Source organism: Actinomadura sp. 9N215 (assembly GCF_044326345.1).
Taxonomy (GTDB): domain Bacteria; phylum Actinomycetota; class Actinomycetes; order Streptosporangiales; family Streptosporangiaceae; genus Spirillospora.
In genome coordinates this window covers 194,895-212,569 of the sequence record NZ_JBIRBA010000001.1, presented here as the reverse complement: position 1 = coordinate 212,569, position 17,675 = coordinate 194,895, and the positions used below count along the sequence as shown (strand labels likewise).

Sequence of the window (17,675 nt, the reverse complement as noted above, 5' to 3'; positions counted from 1 at the left end):
GTCTATTGGCGGCTGATCGTCCGGCTGACACCGGCCGCGATCGTCGTCGCGAGCACCCAGCCGCCGATGACCAGCCCGTACGCCAGCCACTGGTACCCGCCGGACGGCTTGAACGCCTTCTCCTGGCCGAAGTCGATGATGGGCAGCAGCAGGTCCAGCGTGTAGAACAGCGCGTTGAACGGCGGATGCTCGTCGGCCTTCAGCGGCTCGGGCGGACGCGACCCGAACGCCGCGGCGCCCGCCGCCAGCAGCCCGGCCAGCCAGGCCGCAGCCCACACCGGACGGAACCCGTACCCGACCGTCACGTCCTGCAGGTAGCCCCAGAGCCGCGCGTACCCGGGACGCGTCCGGCGGAGCCGCCGCTGCTTGGCGAGTAGCACGTTCCGCGCCGCCCGGTCGTCCCCTGCCTGCCGGTACGCGGCGGCGAGCTGCTCGTAGGCGTGCGGGACGTACCCCTCCGCGTCCCGTTCCAGCATCGCGATGCGCACCTTCGCGGGGAGGCGCGGGGCGAGCGCGCCGTAGGTCAGGCCGTCCAGCCAGACCGTGCCGCCCAGCGCGCCCGGCGGGACGTGGAGCAGCCCGAACGCCCCGCGGAGCAGGTTGGCCTCGCCGTCGACCCTGCCCTCGCGCAGCCACACCTCCCCGATCGTGGCGCTGGTCGCGCGCAGCGACGACAGCCGCGCCTGCGTGAAGACGAGGAGCCCGGGGATCGTCGCGCCGCGCAGGTTCACCTCCCCGTCGAACCGGGCGCGCGTGGCGATGACGTCCGTCCCGACGGTGAGGTTGTCGGCGCACAGCGACAACCCGCCCGGGTTGGCGATCACGGCGTCGTCCAGCTTCACCCTGCCGGACACCCGCGCCCCGTCCAGCCGGACCTCCCCGTGCACCACCAGCTCGTCGCCCACGACGTCGCGTTCGATGGTGGAGTGGCTGAGCTGCAGGACCTCCCGGCGCGGCCCGTCCGCCCGGCCGAGGCGCGCCCGCTCGATGAAGAGGGCGTCGGACAACCGCGCGCCGATGAGCCGGACCTCCCCGGGGACCCGGCAGTCGGTGAGGCGCAGCGTCGTGTCCACCCGCACGCCGCCCGCGTCCAGTCCCGGTAGGTATGACTCGGACAGATTCAGTCGCCTGAGGTGCGCCCCGAAGAGCATGGGCGCCTCCTCGAAATGGCACGCGGTCAGCCGCACGGGATGCTCGACCGTCGCGTAGTACGCGCTGAGCACGCCGACGATGCGCGCGCCCGTCAGCCGCAGCGCCGCGACGTCGCCGTCCACCGGCGGTCTCAGCAGCAGCTTGCGCAGCACCTCGGCCCGCACGGTGCGCCCGGGGCCCCAGGCGGCACCGTTCTCCGGGTCGTCGTCGGCGCCGTCCCGGAGGTCGACCGGCGTTCCGGTGGGGAAGGCCCGCCAGACGCGCCGCTCGACAGGGGTGAGATCAACCGGTTCCACGCCGCACGAACCTAGCCCAACCCGGACGTATCGCGGCGGCATACCGGATAGGCAAGGTTTCGCCACTTCGTGGAACGATCTGAGGCCGGTGCCCTACCCTCCGTCGCATGCCGGAAAGCGTGCAGGCGGCCCCGCTGGCGGACGGGTCGTTCGACGGCGTCGCCGCCACCGCCGCGGGGCCACCGCTGGCGTTCACGTCCCGGACGGCCCACGACGCGAACACCGGCCAGGCCTGGGACCTGACGACCGGCGCCGCCCTCGGCCCGCCGGTCCCCGGCTTCCCCGCCGACCGCGCCGCATGGACGTTCGGCGTCCCCGCCGGATCGCCGGCCGTGGCCTGGACGCACCGCGACCGCGTCCACGTCCAGGACGTCCGCACCGGACGCGAACTGGTCCTGGACGGCCAGCCCGACCTGCTCGCCCTCGCCGTCCACGGCGGCCGCGGCGCCGTCGTCGCGGTCTTCGGCCCGGCGACCGACGCCGAGGTCGTCGTCTGGGACGCCCTGACCGGTCACCGCCTGGCCGAGTTCGCCCTCTGGCTCGGCCACCGCACGGCCATCGACCGCTCGGCCCTGCACGCCGCCCCCGCGAGCGGCCCGCTCGTCGCCCTGGCCGGCGGCGCGGACGTCGTCGTCCTGGACGTGGAGCGCGGCGAGGACGTCGTGGCCGTTCCGTCCGCCCGCGCGGTGCTGGCGCCGTCGGCGTCCGGCCTGGTCCTCGTCCGGCCGGTGGAGAACGCGCTGCACGTCCGCGGCCTGGACGGCGACCGGCTCACCGTCCTCACGGCCCCCGGCCCCTGCGACCGCGTGGCCGCGACCGGCGCCGCCGGCCGCCTCCTGGTCGCCGCGGGCCTTGAGGGCGACCCCTGCACGGTCCTGGCCTGGGACGCCGCGACCGCCGCGCCGTCCCACCGCGTCAAGGTCCCGGCCCCCGTCAACGACCTCGCCCTCACCCCGGACGGCACGCTCCTGACCGCCACCGACGAGGGCCTCTACACGACCCGCCTCTGCCCCTAACCGCCGGGCAGGCCCCCGATGTCAGCCGCCGTTGGAAAGCGCTTTCGAGGGTACGGTGAGAAAGGTCGCACGGCGTGGTCAGCGAGGGCCTTCGCCAGGGTCCGCCGCGCCGCCCCGCGACGATGGGGGCGCTCATGACGGAGGAGCACCGGCCCAGCGGACGCGCATACGTGACCCTGCAGGACGTGGCGCGGCGGGCGGGCGTCTCGCTCGCCACCGCGTCGCGCGTCCTCAACGGGACCTCGCAGGTCCGCGCCGATCTGCGGGAGCGCGTCGTCGCGGCCGCCGCCGACCTCAGCTACACCCCGAACGCGCACGCGCAGGCGCTCGCGAGCTCGTCCAGCACGTCCGTCGGGGTGGTGTGCCACGACGTCAGCGACCCGTACTTCGCCGCCATCGCCCAGGGCGTGATGCGCGCCGCCGCCGAGCACGGCATGCTCGTGATGCTCGCCGGCACGTTCCACGACCCGGTCCGCGAGGTCGAGTACGTCGCGATGCTGCGGGCCCAGCGGGCGCGCGCGATCCTGCTCATCGGGTCCGGCTTCGAGGACCGCGGCTGGGAGCGGTCGATGGCCGCCGAGCTGGACCCGTACCAGCGGACGGGCGGGCGCGTCGCCGTCCTCAGCCGGCACCGCGGGCTCAGGGCCGACGCCGTCCTGCCGCAGAACCGGGAGGGCGCCGCCGCCCTGGCCCGCGCCCTGCTCGACCTCGGCCACCGCCGCTTCGGCGTGCTGACCGGGCCGCGCACGCTCACCACCGTCACCGACCGGCTGGACGGCTTCACCGGCGCGCTCGCCGCCGCGGGCGCCCGCGTCCTGCCCGAGCACATCGTCGAGACGGGCTTCACCCGCGACGGCGGCTACGCGGCCGCGGCCGGGCTGGTCCGCCGCGAGGACCGTCCGACCTGCGTGTTCGCCGTCAGCGACGTGATGGCGATCGGCGCGCTCGCCGCGTTCCGCGACCACGGCCTGTCCGTGCCGGGGGACATCTCGCTCGCCGGTTTCGACGACATCCCGATCGTCCGCGACCTGACCCCGGCCCTCACCACCGTCGCGCTCCCGCTGGACGCGATGGGCGAGCGCGTCATGGGCCTGGCGCTCCGCGAGCCCGCGTCCCGCCGCAGCCGCATCGAACGCGTCTCCGGCGAGGTCGTGCTCCGCGCCAGCACCGCTCCGCCGTCCGGGAGCCGCCCCCGGTGAGCAGAGGACCCGCCCGGAGACTCCGGACGGGTCCTGATCTATCGGCCGTGCGGCCGTCAACGCGTGGCGTCCTCTTTCGCCTCGGCCTCCGCGGGAGGCGTGGAGTCCGCGTCCGCCGGCGGCTGCTCGGGCCACTCCACGACCTTGGTGCGACGAGGGTTCGCCAAGGGATTGCTCATCGTTACCGCTGTCCTCCTGTTCGGGTCGGCCGAAACAAGGGAAATGTTCCCGATGACCGGCCCGGTTCCGCAAAATGGTCTAGACCGCAGGCCCGCTGGCTCGCGACACGTGTCCCAACGCCGCCGCCCGATCGCCCATTCCCGTCCGAAACCCGCTCGTCGCGAGGTCGCTCCAGGTAGAGGACAGGATGTTGGCCGCGAGCACGAGCCCGATGGTGATGGTGCCGGATCTCATCGCGCGCTCCTGTCCGCGCCGCGGGCGACGGCCGGGGCGGCGGCCGCGAAGCCGACCGCGGTGAGGCCCCAGGCCAGCCCGTCCAGGGTGGCGTTGGGCAGGGCGGCGGCGAAGATCGCATGGAGGGGCTGGGAGGCGATCAGGGCGATCCCCGCCCAGGCCGGGATGATCCGGCCGCGCCACAGCGCGATCCCGAGGAGCACCACGCCGAGGATGTGCCCGGCGACGAACAGGCCGCTGCCCGCCGCGACGGTGGGCAGGGCCTGCAGGTCGTCGAGCAGGCGTGCCGTCTCGGCGGATGCGAGCCCGGTGCGCGTCGCCGACAACGCGACGTGGTCGCTGATCCCGATGGCGTACAGGGAGGAGACCCGGCGACCGCCAGCACCAGCCCGGCCGTTCCCAGCCGTGGAGAGCGCCGGACGGCCGGCAGCCCGATGGCGATCGTCCCCGGCACCAGGGTGAGGAGGGCGATGAGGATGAGCCAGAGCACTGCGCCCTGCGCGCCCTGGTGGGCGGACGTCTTGGCGGCGAGCTCGGCGGAGCCGTCCGTCGTGGAGTAGGGCAGGATGGCGCGCAGGACCCCGACGGCCAGCGGACCGACGGGTACGAGCAGCGCGAGCGCGACGCGGTTCAGCGGGACGGTCGCCCGCGTCGGCGCCGCCGTGGTGGCGGTCATGGAGAGCCTCCGGAGTGGGTGGGTCGTTTCCTGATGCCCGAAGTGTCCGGTCGCGCCGTTCCGGTGTGCATGGGCCGAGGCCGCTGGCGGGCCGGGAGGATCTCCCGGCCTTCCTGGGAGTACGCACCCAGGACAAACCGGGGCGGCGCGCCTCATCATGAGGCCATGTGCCGTTCGCCGCGCTGCGCGGCCACAACACCGAGTTCGCAGCTTCCGGCACCGCACCGGAGTCGCTGCACACGGTCCCGCTCACCTACGGCGGCGACCGGGTGGGTGAGCTGGTCATCGGGCTGCGCGCCGGGGAACGGCGGCTCGGCGGCCGCGATCGCGCGGTCCTGGAGCTGCTGGCGGCGCCGCTCGCGGTCGCGGTGCACTCGGTCGTGCTTTCGGAGCAGGTACAGCGTTCCCGCCAGGCCCTGGTGACGGCCCGCGAGGAGGAACGGCGGCGGCTGCGCCGCGATCTGCACGACGGCCTGGGCCCGGTGCTGACCGGCGTCGCGTTCAAGGCCGACGCTGCGGGCAACCTGCTGGACTCCGACCCCGCCTCCGCCCGCGCGCTCATCGCCGAGCTGCGCGCCGAGGCCATCGACGACATCCGGCGGCTGGTCCACGACCTGCGGCCGCCCGCCCTGGACGACTTCGGCCTGGCCGGCGCGATCCGGCAGCGCGCCGCCCAGCTCGAACGCCCGGACCTGGCCGTCCGGGTCGAGGCCGACGGCCTGCCCGCGCTGCCCGCCGCGGTCGAGGCGGCGGCGTATCGGATCGCGGTGGAGGCCCTCACCAACGCCGTCCGGCACTCCGGCGCGGCCCGGGTGGACGTGCGCATCCGCGCCGACGGGCGCCTGTGCGTGGAGGTGGCCGACGATGGGACCGGGCCGGGCCGCGAATGGCGGCCCGGCGTCGGCATACGGTCGATGCGCGAACGCGCCGCCGAGCTGGGCGGCACCTGCACCGCGGGTCCCGGCCCGGGCGGCGGCCGGGTGACCGCCGCGCTGCCGCTGGGAGGATCATGATCACGATCGTGCTGGCCGACGACCATCCCGTGGTGCGCAGCGGGCTGCGGGCGCTGCTCGACTCCATCAGCGGCCTCACCGTGGTCGCCGAGGCCGCCGACGGCCGCGCCGCCGTCCGGCTGGCGGTCGAGCACCGGCCGGACGTCCTGGTCATGGACATCCAGATGCCCGGCCTGGACGGCATCGAGGCGACCCGCCAGATCGTCCGGACGGCGCCCGAGACCGCGGTGCTCATGCTCACCATGTACGAGGACGACGACTCGGTCTTCTCCGCGATGCGCGCGGGCGCCCGCGGCTACCTGCTCAAGGGCGCCCAGCAGAACGACATCGCGCAGGCCATCCGCGCCGTCGCCTCCGGCCAGGCCGTCTTCGGCCCCGGCGTGGCCCGCCGGGTGCTCGGCTTCTTCGCGACCCCGCCCGCGGCGCGCCACCCCTTCCCCGGCCTCACCGCCCGGGAGCGCGACGTCCTCGACCTCATCGCCGCGGGCCGTCCGAACGGCGAGATCGCGCACCGCCTCGCCATCGCCCCGAAGACCGTCGCCAATCACATCTCCAGCATCTTCACCAAGATGCAGGTCGCCGACCGCGCCGAAGCCATCGTCCGCGCCCGCGACGCCGGCCTCGGCCGATCCTGACCCGCGCCACGGCCCCGACCCCGCCTAGGTCGTGTGACCGAGTCGGTGTGAGACCTTCGGCCGAGTCAGGCACATCACGGAATGGAGTGCTCAATTGACGGCTTCTTACTCGTAGGCGACTGGCCGCCCGCGCGGCCGGACGGCTGAACCCCGAGCAAGGAAGGACCGGATATGGTGGCCGTTCGCAGGCGGTGGATCGGGCTGATTGTGCTCACTCTGCCCACGCTGCTCATCTCGATCGACATGACCGTGCTGCATCTGGCGGTCCCGCACTTGAGCGCCGACCTGGGCCCGACCGCGAACCAGCTGCTGTGGATCCTGGACATCTACGGCTTCATGATCGCGGGATTCCTGGTGAGCATGGGGGTGCTGGGGGACCGGATCGGGCGGCGCAGGGTCTTGCTGGCCGGCGCGGCCGCCTTCGGTGTGGCGTCCCTGCTGGCCGCGTACTCCACGACCGCCGAGATGCTCATCGTGTCCCGCGCATTGCTCGGCGTGGCGGGGGCGACGTTGATGCCGTCGACCATGTCGCTGATCCGCAACATGTTCACCGATGACGCGGAACGCACCAAGGCCCTGGCCGTCTGGATGGGCGGGTTCATGGTGGGGTCCGCGATCGGTCCGCTGGTCGGCGGGCTGCTTCTGGAGTTCTTCTGGTGGGGTTCGGTCTTCCTGCTGGGCGTTCCGGTGATGGCGATCCTGCTGCTCGCCGGGCCGTTCCTGTTGCCCGAGTACCGCGACCCGGAGGCCGGACGGCTCGACCTTCTGAGCGCCGTCCTTTCCCTGGGCACCGTGCTCTCGCTCATCTACGGCGTCAAGCGCATCGCCACCCATGGCACGGACGCGACAGTGGCGGTGACCATCGTGCTCGGCCTTGCCCTTGGCGTCGTCTTCGTGCGTCGGCAGCGGCACCTGGCCGACCCGATGATCGATCTACGGCTGTTCCGCTACCGCAACTTCAGCGTCTCGCTCGCCTCGATGATGGTGGGGCTCATCGCGATGGGCGGCGTGATGCTCTTCGTCAACCAGTACCTGCAGCTGGTCCGGGGCCTGTCGCCCCTTGAAGCGGGTCTGTGGATGCTGCCGCAGGCCGCTTCGGTGCTGCTGAGCACCCAGTTCGCGCCGAGGGTCGTCGGCAGGTTCCGCCCGGCGGTGGTGCTGGCGGGATCCATGGGCGTCGTCGCGGCCGGCGTGCTGCTGATCAGCATCGGCAGCCTGGCCTGGGTCATCACCGGGCTGGTCGTGATGGGCCTGGGCTTCGGCCCATGGATCCTCCTGGCAATGGACCGGATCATCTCCACGGCGCCACCGGAGCGGGCCGGCGCGGCCTCGGCGATCTCGGAGACCGGCCAGGAGTTCGGGCTCGCCGCCGGGCTGGCGTTGCTCGGCAGCCTGGGAACGGCGATCTACCGGAGCGGCCTGAGCGACTCCCTGCCCGCCGGGGTCCCGCCCGCCGCCGAGAGCGCGGCCCGGGAGAGTCTCGCCGGCGCCGTCGAGACCTCGGAACGGCTTCCCGGACCGGCCGGCCCCGAGATGCTGGATGCCGCACGGGACGCCTTCACCACCGGACTACAGGTGACGACTCTGATCAGCGCCGCCATCGTCGCCGCCGGAGCGATCGTGATCGGTCTGCTGACCCGCCACGAACAGGCCCCCGTCCGCGAGGAGACCGAGAGCACGCCGGAGACGTCTGATGCCCTCACCTGAATCTCGCAGCGGGTCATCCGCCGCCGTACGGCACCGTGATGATCTCCAGCATGTGGCGGTCGGGGTCCTCCCAGTAGACGCCCCTGCCGCCGTCGTTGGTGTTGAACTCTCCGGGCCTGGTCTTGAACGGGTCGGCCCAGTACGGCAGGCCCCGCTCGCAGATGCGGGCGAAGATCTCGTCCCATTCGGTCTCGCCGACCAGGAACGCGTAGTGCTGCACCTGGATCGGGCCCGCGTCGTCGACGTAGTCGAGTGACACGTCGTTGTCGATCTGGACGACCATGAACGGCCCGTAGGCGGTCGGCGGCTGAAGGCCAAGGATGTCGGCGAGGAACACCGCTGATTTCCGTTTGTCCCGCGCGTGCACGATGGTGTGGTTGAGTCGGACGCTCATCACTCCACCGTAAACACTCCTGCCTCCGCGGCCGTACGGCGACCTCCGCGGCCGTACGGCGACCTCCGCGGCCGTACGGCGACCTCCGCGGCCGTACGGCGACCTCCGCGGCCGTACGGCGACCTCCGCGGCCGTACGGCGACCTCCGCGGCCGTACGGCGACCGGGCGTGATCTTGGCCTTGGGGACGAAGGCCAGGGGTCAGTCGTACGGCTGGTTCGCCGATCCGCCGGACGAGGGAAGCGCGGCGGCCGGGACGCGGACCATACTCGGGCCAGATCCGTGAGGGGAGACCCGATGCGCCCGCTGGATGCGCTGGCCGCGAGGCTGCGACGTGTCGATCCGCGGCTGGTGGACCTGAGCCTCGCCGTGCTGGTGATGGCCACCCAGCTCACCGTCCTGAACCTCTCCGACGAAGGGAGGGCCTACGAGCGGCCCTGGTGGGGATACCTGCTGTCGGCCGCCACCGCCGTCCCGCTGCTGGGGCGGCGGCGGGCGCCGTTCCTCGTGCTGGCCGCGGTCGGCGTCGCCGCGATCGTGTACGAGAACAGCGAGTCGTTGCCAAGCCAGCCCATCCACTACGGGGTGCTGTTGGCCGTCTACACCGTCGCCGATCGCGGTAAGCCGTGGGAACGGACGTTCACGCTGGTGACGGCACCGCTCGGGGCGCTGTTCGCGGCCGGTTCGCTCCAGGAGACGGTGCTGGGGGAGCACTTCCCGGTGCTGACGGTCATCGCCGCCTACGCGCTGGGCGCGGCCGCCCGCACCCGCCGGATCTACGCGGTCACGCTGGAGGAACGGGCCCGCGCGCTGGAACGCGAGCGGGCGGCCGAGGCCGAGCGGGCCGCCGCGCGCGAACGGGCCCGGATCGCCGCCGACATGCACGACATCCTCGGCCATGCCGTCAGCCTCATGGTGATCCAGGCCGAGGCCGGACGCGCGGTCGTACGGACCGATCCGGACCGGGTGGAGACCGTCCTGGCCGCGATCGGTGACGCCGGGCGAGACGCGATGGCCCAGCTGCGCCGCCTGCTCGGACTGCTGAAGGCCGACGCCGGCAACGACCGGCGGCCGGCCTCGGGTTCGCTGGAGGACCTGGTCGAGCAGGTACGCGCGGCCGGGCTGGAGGTGCGGCTCAAGGTGGCGGGAACGCCGCGGCCCATGGCGCCGGACGCCGACGTCGCCGCGTACCGGATCGTCCAGGAGGCGCTGACCAACACCGTCAAGCACGCGGGGCGGACCACCGCCGAGGTCCGGCTGAGCTGGACGCCCCGGCGGCTGCGGATCGAGGTCGCGGACCGGGGCCGCGGCGGTCGCCCATACCGGAGCGGCGGCCAGGGCCTGGTCGGCATCCGGGAACGGGCCCAGGCCTGCGGCGGGACCGCTCAGGCCGGGCCCGGTCCGGACGGGGTGGGATTCGTGGTGACCGCGGAGCTCCCCGCCGGGGAGACCGGGAGACCGATTTCGGGCACCATGTCCGCATGAGCATCCGGGTGGTGGTCGCCGACGACCAGGAACTGGTACGCGGCGGCTTCGCCATGATCCTTGAGGCCCAGCCGGACATCAGCGTGGTCGCCCAGGCCGGCGACGGGGAAGAGGCGGTCGCCGCGGCCGGCGAGCACCGGCCCGACGTGGTGCTGATGGACATCCGCATGCCCCGGCTCGGCGGGATCGAGGCCACCCGGCGGGTCTGCGCGGAGACCGAGAGCCAGGTCCTCATCCTCACCACCTTCGACCAGGACGACTACGTGTTCGCCGCCCTCCAGGCGGGGGCCAGCGGCTTCCTGCTCAAGGACGTCCGCATGGAGGACCTGGTGCACGGGGTGCGGGTCGTCGCCTCGGGCGAGTCGCTGCTCGCTCCCACCGTCACCCGGCGACTGATCGCCGACGTCGTACGGTCCCACCGCCCAAGGCCGCCCGCCGACGACCGGCTGGACACGCTGTCGGCCCGCGAGCGGCAGACCATGGAGCTCATCGCCCGCGGCATGTCCAACGCCGAGATCGCCGCCGAACTCGGGGTCAGCGAGCACACCGCCAAGAGCCACGTCAGCAGCATCCTGACCAAGCTCGACCTCCGCGACCGCGTGCATGCCGTCATCTGCGCGTACGAAACCGGCCTGGTGGTCGCCGACCGCTAGCCACGCCGTCGCCGACCGCCAGCCACGCCGTCGCCGACCGCTAGCCACGCCGTGGGCGGCCGTTCAGCCGCGCGAGGGACGGCGGCGGGGACGGATCAGCCGATCGGGTGAACGATGAGTCCGCTCTTGTCGGCGATGTTCTGACCTGCGGATTCGCGAAGCATGAGAAGCCCCCATCACAGGAGCTTGTCATGAAGACACTGATCGCTCGCCGGCCCCTCACCGTCATCGCCGTATGGATCGCCGTCATCGCCGCGGGATTCGTCGTGGGCACCGGCGTCTTCGAGCGGATGACCGATCTGACCGGTACCGCGCCCGGCAGCGAGTCGTCGCGGACGGCCGAGCAACTGCAGAGGTTCGAGGCCGCCTCGCACACCGTGACCGCCGTCGTCGCCGGCCGTTCCGTCGACGACGCACCGCTGCGGGACTCGGTCGAGCGGGCGACACAGCGCGTCCGGCAGCTGGACGGCGTCCTCGGGACGAGCCAGACGCCCGCGCCGGACCGCCGGGCGCTGGCGATCAGCGTCCGGATCGTACGCGGCGACGACGACGTGTCAGTGGCGGTGGCCAAGCGGGTGGCCGCTCAGCTGCGGACCATCGACGCGCCGACCGTGCGGGTGGGCGGCGGTCCGCTGCTCGGCGACGAGACCAAGGCGCAGGCCCAGAAGGATCTCCAGAAGGCCGAGACGCTGTCGCTGCCGATCGTGCTGGTGCTGCTGCTGGTGGTCTTCGGCGGTCTGCTGGCCGCGGGGCTGCCGCTGATCGTGGCGATCGCCGGGATCGGCTCCACCTTCCTCATCCTGTACGGCATCAGCGAGATCACCGAGGTCTCGGTCTACGCCATCCAGATCACCACGATGCTGGGGCTCGGGCTCGCGGTGGACTACGCCCTGCTGATGGTCACCCGGTTCCGCGAGGCCAGGGCCACCGAGCCGGACGTCCGCGCCGCCGTGGACAAGACCATGGCCACCGCCGGGCGCACCGTGCTGTTCTCCGGCCTGACGGTCGCCGCGGGACTGGCCGGCCTGCTGGTCTTCTCCGACCCGTTCCTGCGCAGCGTCGGGTTCACCGGCGCGGCGGTGGTCGGGGTCGACATGCTCGCGGCCCTCACCCTGCTGCCCGCGCTGCTGGTCCGCTTCGGCAAGCGGATCCGCCCGGCGCGCGAGCGCAGGCACCAGGGCCGGACCTTCGGCACGATGGCCCGCATGGTCCAACGCCGGCCGCTGGCGGTCATGCTCGTCCTCGCCGCGGGCCTGCTGGTGATCGCCAGCCCGGCCGCCGAGCTGCACCTGTCCAACGGCGACGCGCGGTCCCTGCCCGCCGGCGCCCCCTCCCGCCAGCTGTTCGACGAGGCCGTCCGGCACTTCGGCACCGCGGCCGTCGCCACCCCCGTGACCGTCGTCGCCCAGGCCGACCCCAGCTCGTCGCAGGCCCGCCAGTTCCAGGACCGGGTGCGCACGCTGCCGGGCGTCGTCTCGGTGACCGGGCGCTCGCCGCGGCCGGGCGTCACCGTCCTGTCCGTGATCCCGAGGGTCCCGGCCGGCCAGCCCGCCGAGGACGGCTCGGTCGCCCGCCAGGTGGTGCGTGACGTACGCGACCTGCCCGCCCCCTTCCCCGTCACGGTGACCGGCGCCGCCGCCAAGATCGTGGACTACCAGGCGATGGTGGGCGCCCGGCTGCCGTGGGCGCTGCTGGTGAGCGTCATCATGACCCTGGCCCTGCTGTTCGCCTTCACCGGCTCGGTCCTGCTCCCCGTCAAGGCCGTGCTGTCGAACGCGCTGAGCCTGGGCGCGGCCCTCGGCCTGGTCGTCTGGATCTTCCAGGACGGTCACCTGGGCGTCAGCGGGCTCGGCGCCCTCGACTCCACCGCCCCGATCCTGATCGCCGCGATCGCGTTCGGGCTGTCGACGGACTACGAGGTGTTCCTGCTGGCCAGGATCCGCGAGGAGTGGCGGCGCGAGGGCGCCACCCCGGACTCCGCGGTGGCGCTGGGCCTGCAGCGCAGCGGCCGGGTCGTCACCTGCGCGGCCCTGCTGCTGATGGTGGTCTTCGCCTGCTTCACCCTTGGCGGCTTCTCCCCGATCAAACAGATCGGCCTGGGCCTCACGCTGGCCATCGCGCTGGACGCCACCGTGGTGCGGATGCTCATCGTGCCCGCCACGATGACCGTCCTGGGCCGGCGGGCCTGGTGGGCACCGCCCGCCATGACCCGCTGGCACGCACGCCACGGCCTGACCGAATCCCCCTGACAGCGACAAGCCCACCGCCGGGTTTGTCATTGCTGTGCCTGGTCATCGGGGGCCCGCGTTGTGTTCGTCCAGACCTTTGAAGACGGTCAGCGCGTCACTGATGGCGGCGACGTCGTGAGTGCGGATGAAGTCCACACCCTGACGTGCGGCATACAGTTCCGCCGCCAACGTGGCGGGACCGATACGCTCCAGGTCGCGCCCGGTGAGCGCCCGGAGGAACGACTTGCGCGAAGGCGATACCAGGACCGGCAGGCCGAAGCGGGACTTCAGCGTCCGCAGCCGCGACAGGGCCATTACCGACGGCTCTGGAGTGCGCCCGAGAAAGTAGCCGAGTCCAGGGTCGATGACCAGCCGTTCCGGGTTGACGCCCGCCGCCTGAAGTGCGGTCAGGCGCTTGCAGAAGAACCGCTCGATGCCCGTCCACACGGTTTCTGCATCGGTCAGCACCTTGGTGGCGGGCCCTGTCCGCTGGACGGAGTGCATGACGACGAGCCGGCAGCTCATGCCGGCCAACTCCCGGTACCGGCCAGGATCGGGAAAGCCCTGGATGTCGTTGAGGTAATCGGCCCCGCGTGCGACGGCAAAACGCTGGGTCTCGGGACGAAAGGAGTCCACCGACACCGGTATGCCATCAGCGACCAGTTCGTCGATGACGCCGGCCAGCCGCCGTATCTCCTCATCGGCGGACACCGGCTGCGAATCCGGATGACTCGCCGCAGGGCCGAGCTCAATGACGTCGGCGCCCTCCGCGCGCAATCGCCGGGCGTGCGCCACCGCGTCTTCGGCGTCCAGGAACCTGCCGCCGTCCGAAAACGAGTCGGCGGTGATGTTGACGACGCCGATCAGCCGAGGCCGAGCCGAGGGAAGAAGGAGGGAGGGATCCGGATGCCGCATAGCGCCGCTTCTCCTAGTTTCGACCAGAAGCCCAGGCGCACGGCACAACATCTTGAAACGGAGCCGCTTCCCGATGGTTACATCCATCCCAAGACGCCAGTCACGGCTCGATCGCACTTTACCAAGAGCTGAATTCTCCGGGGCAGGAGCTCCCGCCTGACCCACTGTGTCGGCCAGCACAGAGCGACGCATTGGCCACTTAGGGTCAAGAACCGTCCTGGCGGGGTCTCGGCTCGTAGGTTCTTGGCTAACACACCCCAGGGGGCTTACGGGAGGCCGGTGTGGTCGCTGACGGAGACGGCGCCCAGGTCAGCGTCGAGGGCGCGTTCAAGGGCCAGCTCGTCGTGGGGGACAACAACGTCGTCGTTCACTCGGGTGGCGCCGCCGAGGTGGTGGTGAGGCATGAGCCGATGCCCGCGCCCCGGCCGCGGAGCCGGCCCGCCGGAACGCCCCTGCCCTTCGACGAGCCAGACCTCCTCGGCCGCGCCCCCGACGTCGACCGCGTCGTCCGGTTACTCGGCGAGCGGACGCCGGTCCAGGTCACCGGGCCGCCGGGCATCGGCAAGTCCGCGCTGCTGCGCGCGGCGGGGGTGCGGCGCCAGGCCGCCGGGACGGACGTGGTCCATCTCGCCGCAGCCGGTATGGACGTCGAGGACGTTCTCCAGGAGCTCTTCCAGACCTGCTACGACACCCGGCACTACCGGCCCGCGCGGCCTCAGCTCCGGCGGCTGATGGGGACGATCAACGCGCTCGTCCTCGTGGACGACTTCGGCGGCGACGCCGACGACCTGGCCACGCTTCTGGACGCGCTCCCCGGCTGCGGCGTCGCCGTCGCGACGCCGCGGCGGCTGCCCTGGGACGGCGAGACGTTCGAGCTCGCCGGGTTGGGTCTCGACAGCGCGGTGGAACTGCTCGTCCGGGAGACCGGGAGGGAGTGCTCGGCGGAGGAGCGGCGGCTCGCGGAGCGGTTCGCCGGGTCCGTGGACGGGCATCCCGCGGCGCTCGTCCAGGCCGGGACGGCCCTGCGGTCGGCCGCGGTCGAGGACGTCCCCGCCGACCTGGACGCGCTGGCCGGGGCGCTCGCCACGGGACTCGGCGACACGGCGCGGGACGTTCTGGCCACCCTGCGCGCCGCCGAGGGCGTCGCCGTCCCGCCCGGTCTCGTCGCCGAACTGACCGGGAGTGTCGGTGCGGACGCCGCCGGGAAGGCGCTGGAACGGCTGGAGACCGCCGGGCTCGCCGCCCGGGAAGGAGCCGGATACAGCCTGTGCGGGCCGCTCGCCCACAAGGTCACGCGCGAGGATCCCCCGACGGAACCGGGCCGCCGCGCCGCGGTGCTGGCGGCCTGGGCCCGCTCGGCGAGCGCGGACGAGATCTCGGCCGCCGGGCCTCTCGTGGCGGCCGTCCTGGAGACCGCGGTCGAGGGAGGCCATCACGCCGCGGCCCGGGACCTGGCCAGGGCGGTCGCGCCGGCCCTGTGCCTGACCTTGCGCTGGGGGGCGTGGCGCCGCGTCCTCGCGCTCGGCCGCCGGGCGTCGCGGTCACTGCGCGCCGCCGGCGACGAGACGTACTTCGACCAGCAGGACCGGATGCGCCGCAAGGCCCTCGCCAAGGGCGTCCTCGCCGGCGCGGCGGTCGGCACTGCGCTGCTCGCGGGCAAGCACCTCGCGGGAGGGACGGCCGCCAAAGGGGGCGCCGCGGGCGCCAAGGGGGCCAAGGGACTGCTGGCGAAGCCGGCCGTGCTGGGGCCGTTCGCCGCAGTGGTGGTGGGCGGCGCGATCGCCGCGGCGGGCCTGGGGTGGACGCCCGCCTCTTCCAGCGGCGACCGCCCTCAAGCGTCGCTGTCCGCTGTCCCGTCGGGCGGCGGGAACGGGGGCGGCACGGGGAACGGCTCGGGCGGGCAGGGCCGCAATCTCAACGGCGAGAAGCCGGACGACGGCAACGGCAACGGCGGAGACGGAGGCGGAGGCAACCGAGGCGGCTCCACCTGCGTCGCCGAGCAGCCCAAGGCCTTCGACTTCGGTTCCTTCGCGCCGCGCGATGACCCGCACAACCCCGCTTGGCGCACCGCGTGGACGTTCCCGGTGTGCGACCGGCGGCTCGACGGTCCGAACTGGACGATCAAGGGCGGTGAAGGGCGTTTCCACAAGGCGGTGGACGATACCTGCGGCTCCGCGATCGTCGAGCCCGGAAACCGCTGCCTCCTCGGGCTGACCTTCGACCCGGGCCCGATGCCCAACCGGCAGTACAGGGCGTCCGTGGTCATCCCGGGGCTGGCGCTGTCGGGCGGTCCGGCGGCGCCGCAGGAGATCACGCTTCTCGGCTCCACCCGCGCCGGAGATCCAGCGACCTTCAACCTTACGATCACGGGCCAGGGCGTGATCGGGCTGAACCGCAACGGTGCCAAGTTGGGTGACAGCGTGGGCGGCACGACCACGAACCTGGCGGTGCGGCGCGGCGACCGGATCAGGCTCACGCCCTCCGGAACCGTCTCCGACCCCGGGACCGGGCAGCCGACCTGGCCATCGCCGTGCCCCGCGGGCACGCCGGGCGACCAGCCGTGCGAGTTCGTCGTCGGCGGCGACGCATCGATGACCGTCGCCTTCAAGTGACCGTGCCCGCGCCGGGCGGGAGAGGAAGGGAGGACCGCATGACCAGCCGGTACCCCGGTCCGCGTATCAAGGTCGGCGGGGACTTCGACGGGCAACTCGTCGTCGGCGACCACAACGTAGTGGTGACCGCCCCGGAACGAAGCGGCGTGCGCGCCCGAAATGACGAGCGCGGCGAATCCGGTCGGCCGGTGGCCGATGCGGCCGTCCACAACACGATCGTCTGCGTGGACGTCGCGGGGTTCGGCGACCCACGGCGGACACTCCCACACCAGACGGCCGTCCGGGACGGTCTCTACCGCGCGCTCATGGCCGCCTTCGAGCGATGCGGAATCTCCTGGCGAGACTGCCACCACGAGGACCGGGGCGACGGCGTCCTGGTGCTGGTCCCGGCGGACGTGCCCAAGGCCCGCCTGTCCGGCGGTCTGCCACCCGCGCTCGCGGTGGCGCTGGAGGAGCACAATGTCGTCCACGCTGAGGAGTCGCGCATCCGGTTGCGCCTGGCCCTGCACGCGGGCGAGGTCCGCCACGACGCACACGGCGTGACCGGCCCGGCGCTCAACCACGCCTTCCGCCTCCTGGACGCTCCGGTCCTGAAGGACGCCCTGAGCGCCTCGCCGGGCGTCCTCGCCGTCGCCGCGTCGGACCGGTTCTTCGACGACGTCATCCAACACGACCCCGCAAGCAGACCGGACGCCTACCGCCGCGCAGAGGCTGCGGTCAAGGAAACCCGAGCACCCGCCTGGATACGCACCGCCGTCGGTGCGGACTGCGGATTATGAAGGGGGCCTGTTCTTCTGGGGTCACCGGACCCCCGGCCCCGGCTATCTCAGCCAGTGGGGGCCGTCGCCCTTCACCGTGGACGGCATCACCTACGCCACCGCCGAGCACTACATGATGGCCGGAAGGCGCGCTTGTTCGGGGACGAGAAAGTAGCGGACGCCATCGTCGCCGCGTCCCATCCCCGCCGCGCGAAAGACCTCGGCCGCCGTGTCCGCGACTTCGACGAGCAGACCTGGGTGGACAACCGCGTCGCCATTGTCACCAAAGGCAATGAGGCCAAGTTCGCCCAGAACGAGGAACTCCTCGACTACCTCCTCGGCACCCGCGACCGCGTCCTCGTGGAAGCAAGCCCCCTGGACCGCGTCTGGGGCATAGGCATGACCGCCGACGACCCTTACGCCGAACAGCCGTCCGCCTGGAAGGGCCAAAACCTCCTCGGCTTCGCCCTCATGGCCGCCCGCACCGCCCTCACTTCGAGGTAGCCGCTGAGCGAGGCGGCTT

General features: G+C 72.8%; 17 protein-coding genes and 1 riboswitch. Of the genes, 11 read left to right on the top strand and 6 right to left on the bottom strand.

Annotated features, from left to right (window positions below; translation table 11 throughout):
- Window positions 1-2: 2 nt before the first annotated feature.
- Window positions 3-1,448 (bottom strand): hypothetical protein, encoded by a 1,446-nt coding sequence (locus tag ACH34T_RS00950; protein ID WP_395989968.1) that lies wholly within the window; start codon window positions 1,446-1,448, stop codon window positions 3-5.
- Window positions 1,449-1,555: 107 nt separating this feature from the next.
- On the opposite strand from ACH34T_RS00950, the gene ACH34T_RS00945 reads away from it, so the two are divergent.
- On the top strand, window positions 1,556-2,464 hold the full coding sequence (locus tag ACH34T_RS00945) for a hypothetical protein (RefSeq protein ID WP_395989967.1): 909 nt from the start codon (window positions 1,556-1,558) through the stop codon (window positions 2,462-2,464).
- A gap of 134 nt (window positions 2,465-2,598) precedes the next feature.
- Window positions 2,599-3,663 (top strand): LacI family DNA-binding transcriptional regulator, encoded by a 1,065-nt coding sequence (locus ACH34T_RS00940; protein WP_395989966.1) that lies wholly within the window; start codon window positions 2,599-2,601, stop codon window positions 3,661-3,663.
- A gap of 56 nt (window positions 3,664-3,719) precedes the next feature.
- Here the strand turns inward: ACH34T_RS00940 and ACH34T_RS00935 are convergent, their stop codons facing one another.
- From ACH34T_RS00935 to ACH34T_RS00925, 3 genes are all read right to left on the bottom strand, one after another.
- Window positions 3,720-3,842: a hypothetical protein gene (locus ACH34T_RS00935; protein ID WP_395989965.1), complete on the bottom strand. Its 123-nt coding sequence runs from the start codon at window positions 3,840-3,842 to the stop codon at window positions 3,720-3,722.
- A gap of 79 nt (window positions 3,843-3,921) precedes the next feature.
- Window positions 3,922-4,077, bottom strand: coding sequence for a hypothetical protein (locus ACH34T_RS00930; RefSeq protein ID WP_395989964.1), 156 nt, complete (start codon window positions 4,075-4,077; stop codon window positions 3,922-3,924).
- Window positions 4,074-4,403, bottom strand: coding sequence for a hypothetical protein (locus ACH34T_RS00925; RefSeq protein ID WP_395989963.1), 330 nt, complete (start codon window positions 4,401-4,403; stop codon window positions 4,074-4,076). Before ACH34T_RS00925 ends, ACH34T_RS00930 begins: the two co-directional genes overlap by 4 nt.
- 517 nt (window positions 4,404-4,920) lie before the next feature.
- Here ACH34T_RS00925 and ACH34T_RS00920 point away from each other — a divergent pair.
- The 3 genes from ACH34T_RS00920 (at window position 4,921) to ACH34T_RS00910 (ending at window position 8,108) form a co-directional block, all read left to right on the top strand.
- Window positions 4,921-5,766, top strand: a complete 846-nt coding sequence (locus ACH34T_RS00920; RefSeq protein WP_395989962.1) for a sensor histidine kinase — start codon at window positions 4,921-4,923, stop codon at window positions 5,764-5,766.
- Entirely contained in the window at window positions 5,763-6,401 is a 639-nt protein-coding gene (locus ACH34T_RS00915) for a response regulator (RefSeq protein ID WP_395989961.1), read from the top strand. Before ACH34T_RS00920 ends, ACH34T_RS00915 begins: the two co-directional genes overlap by 4 nt.
- A 171-nt stretch (window positions 6,402-6,572) precedes the next feature.
- Window positions 6,573-8,108, top strand: coding sequence for an MFS transporter (locus ACH34T_RS00910; RefSeq protein WP_395989960.1), 1,536 nt, complete (start codon window positions 6,573-6,575; stop codon window positions 8,106-8,108).
- Between the two features lie 13 nt (window positions 8,109-8,121).
- On the opposite strand, the gene ACH34T_RS00905 is transcribed toward ACH34T_RS00910, so the two are convergent.
- The gene (locus tag ACH34T_RS00905; RefSeq protein ID WP_395989959.1) at window positions 8,122-8,502 is read right to left on the bottom strand and encodes a VOC family protein; all 381 of its coding nucleotides are present in this window, start codon (window positions 8,500-8,502) and stop codon (window positions 8,122-8,124) included.
- A gap of 296 nt (window positions 8,503-8,798) precedes the next feature.
- On the opposite strand from ACH34T_RS00905, the gene ACH34T_RS00900 reads away from it, so the two are divergent.
- The 3 genes from ACH34T_RS00900 (at window position 8,799) to ACH34T_RS00890 (ending at window position 12,888) form a co-directional block, all read left to right on the top strand.
- Window positions 8,799-9,986: a sensor histidine kinase gene (locus ACH34T_RS00900; protein ID WP_395989958.1), complete on the top strand. Its 1,188-nt coding sequence runs from the start codon at window positions 8,799-8,801 to the stop codon at window positions 9,984-9,986.
- The gene (locus ACH34T_RS00895; RefSeq protein ID WP_395989957.1) at window positions 9,983-10,639 is read left to right on the top strand and encodes a response regulator; all 657 of its coding nucleotides are present in this window, start codon (window positions 9,983-9,985) and stop codon (window positions 10,637-10,639) included. Before ACH34T_RS00900 ends, ACH34T_RS00895 begins: the two co-directional genes overlap by 4 nt.
- 191 nt (window positions 10,640-10,830) lie before the next feature.
- Window positions 10,831-12,888, top strand: coding sequence for an MMPL family transporter (locus tag ACH34T_RS00890; protein WP_395989956.1), 2,058 nt, complete (start codon window positions 10,831-10,833; stop codon window positions 12,886-12,888).
- A gap of 42 nt (window positions 12,889-12,930) precedes the next feature.
- Here ACH34T_RS00890 and folP read toward each other — a convergent pair whose 3' ends face one another.
- Entirely contained in the window at window positions 12,931-13,782 is an 852-nt protein-coding gene (folP, locus tag ACH34T_RS00885; RefSeq protein ID WP_395989955.1) for a dihydropteroate synthase, read from the bottom strand.
- A 22-nt stretch (window positions 13,783-13,804) separates the two neighbouring features.
- Window positions 13,805-13,896: riboswitch (ZMP/ZTP riboswitch) on the bottom strand.
- Between the two features lie 167 nt (window positions 13,897-14,063).
- Here folP and ACH34T_RS00880 point away from each other — a divergent pair.
- The 3 genes from ACH34T_RS00880 (at window position 14,064) to ACH34T_RS00870 (ending at window position 17,656) form a co-directional block, all read left to right on the top strand.
- Window positions 14,064-16,394, top strand: a complete 2,331-nt coding sequence (locus ACH34T_RS00880) for a hypothetical protein (RefSeq protein WP_395989954.1) — start codon at window positions 14,064-14,066, stop codon at window positions 16,392-16,394.
- Between the two features lie 38 nt (window positions 16,395-16,432).
- Window positions 16,433-17,173, top strand: coding sequence for a hypothetical protein (locus tag ACH34T_RS00875; protein WP_395989953.1), 741 nt, complete (start codon window positions 16,433-16,435; stop codon window positions 17,171-17,173).
- A 132-nt stretch (window positions 17,174-17,305) separates the two neighbouring features.
- Window positions 17,306-17,656: an NADAR family protein gene (locus tag ACH34T_RS00870; protein WP_395989952.1), complete on the top strand. Its 351-nt coding sequence runs from the start codon at window positions 17,306-17,308 to the stop codon at window positions 17,654-17,656.
- The last annotated feature ends 19 nt before the right edge of the window (window positions 17,657-17,675 follow it).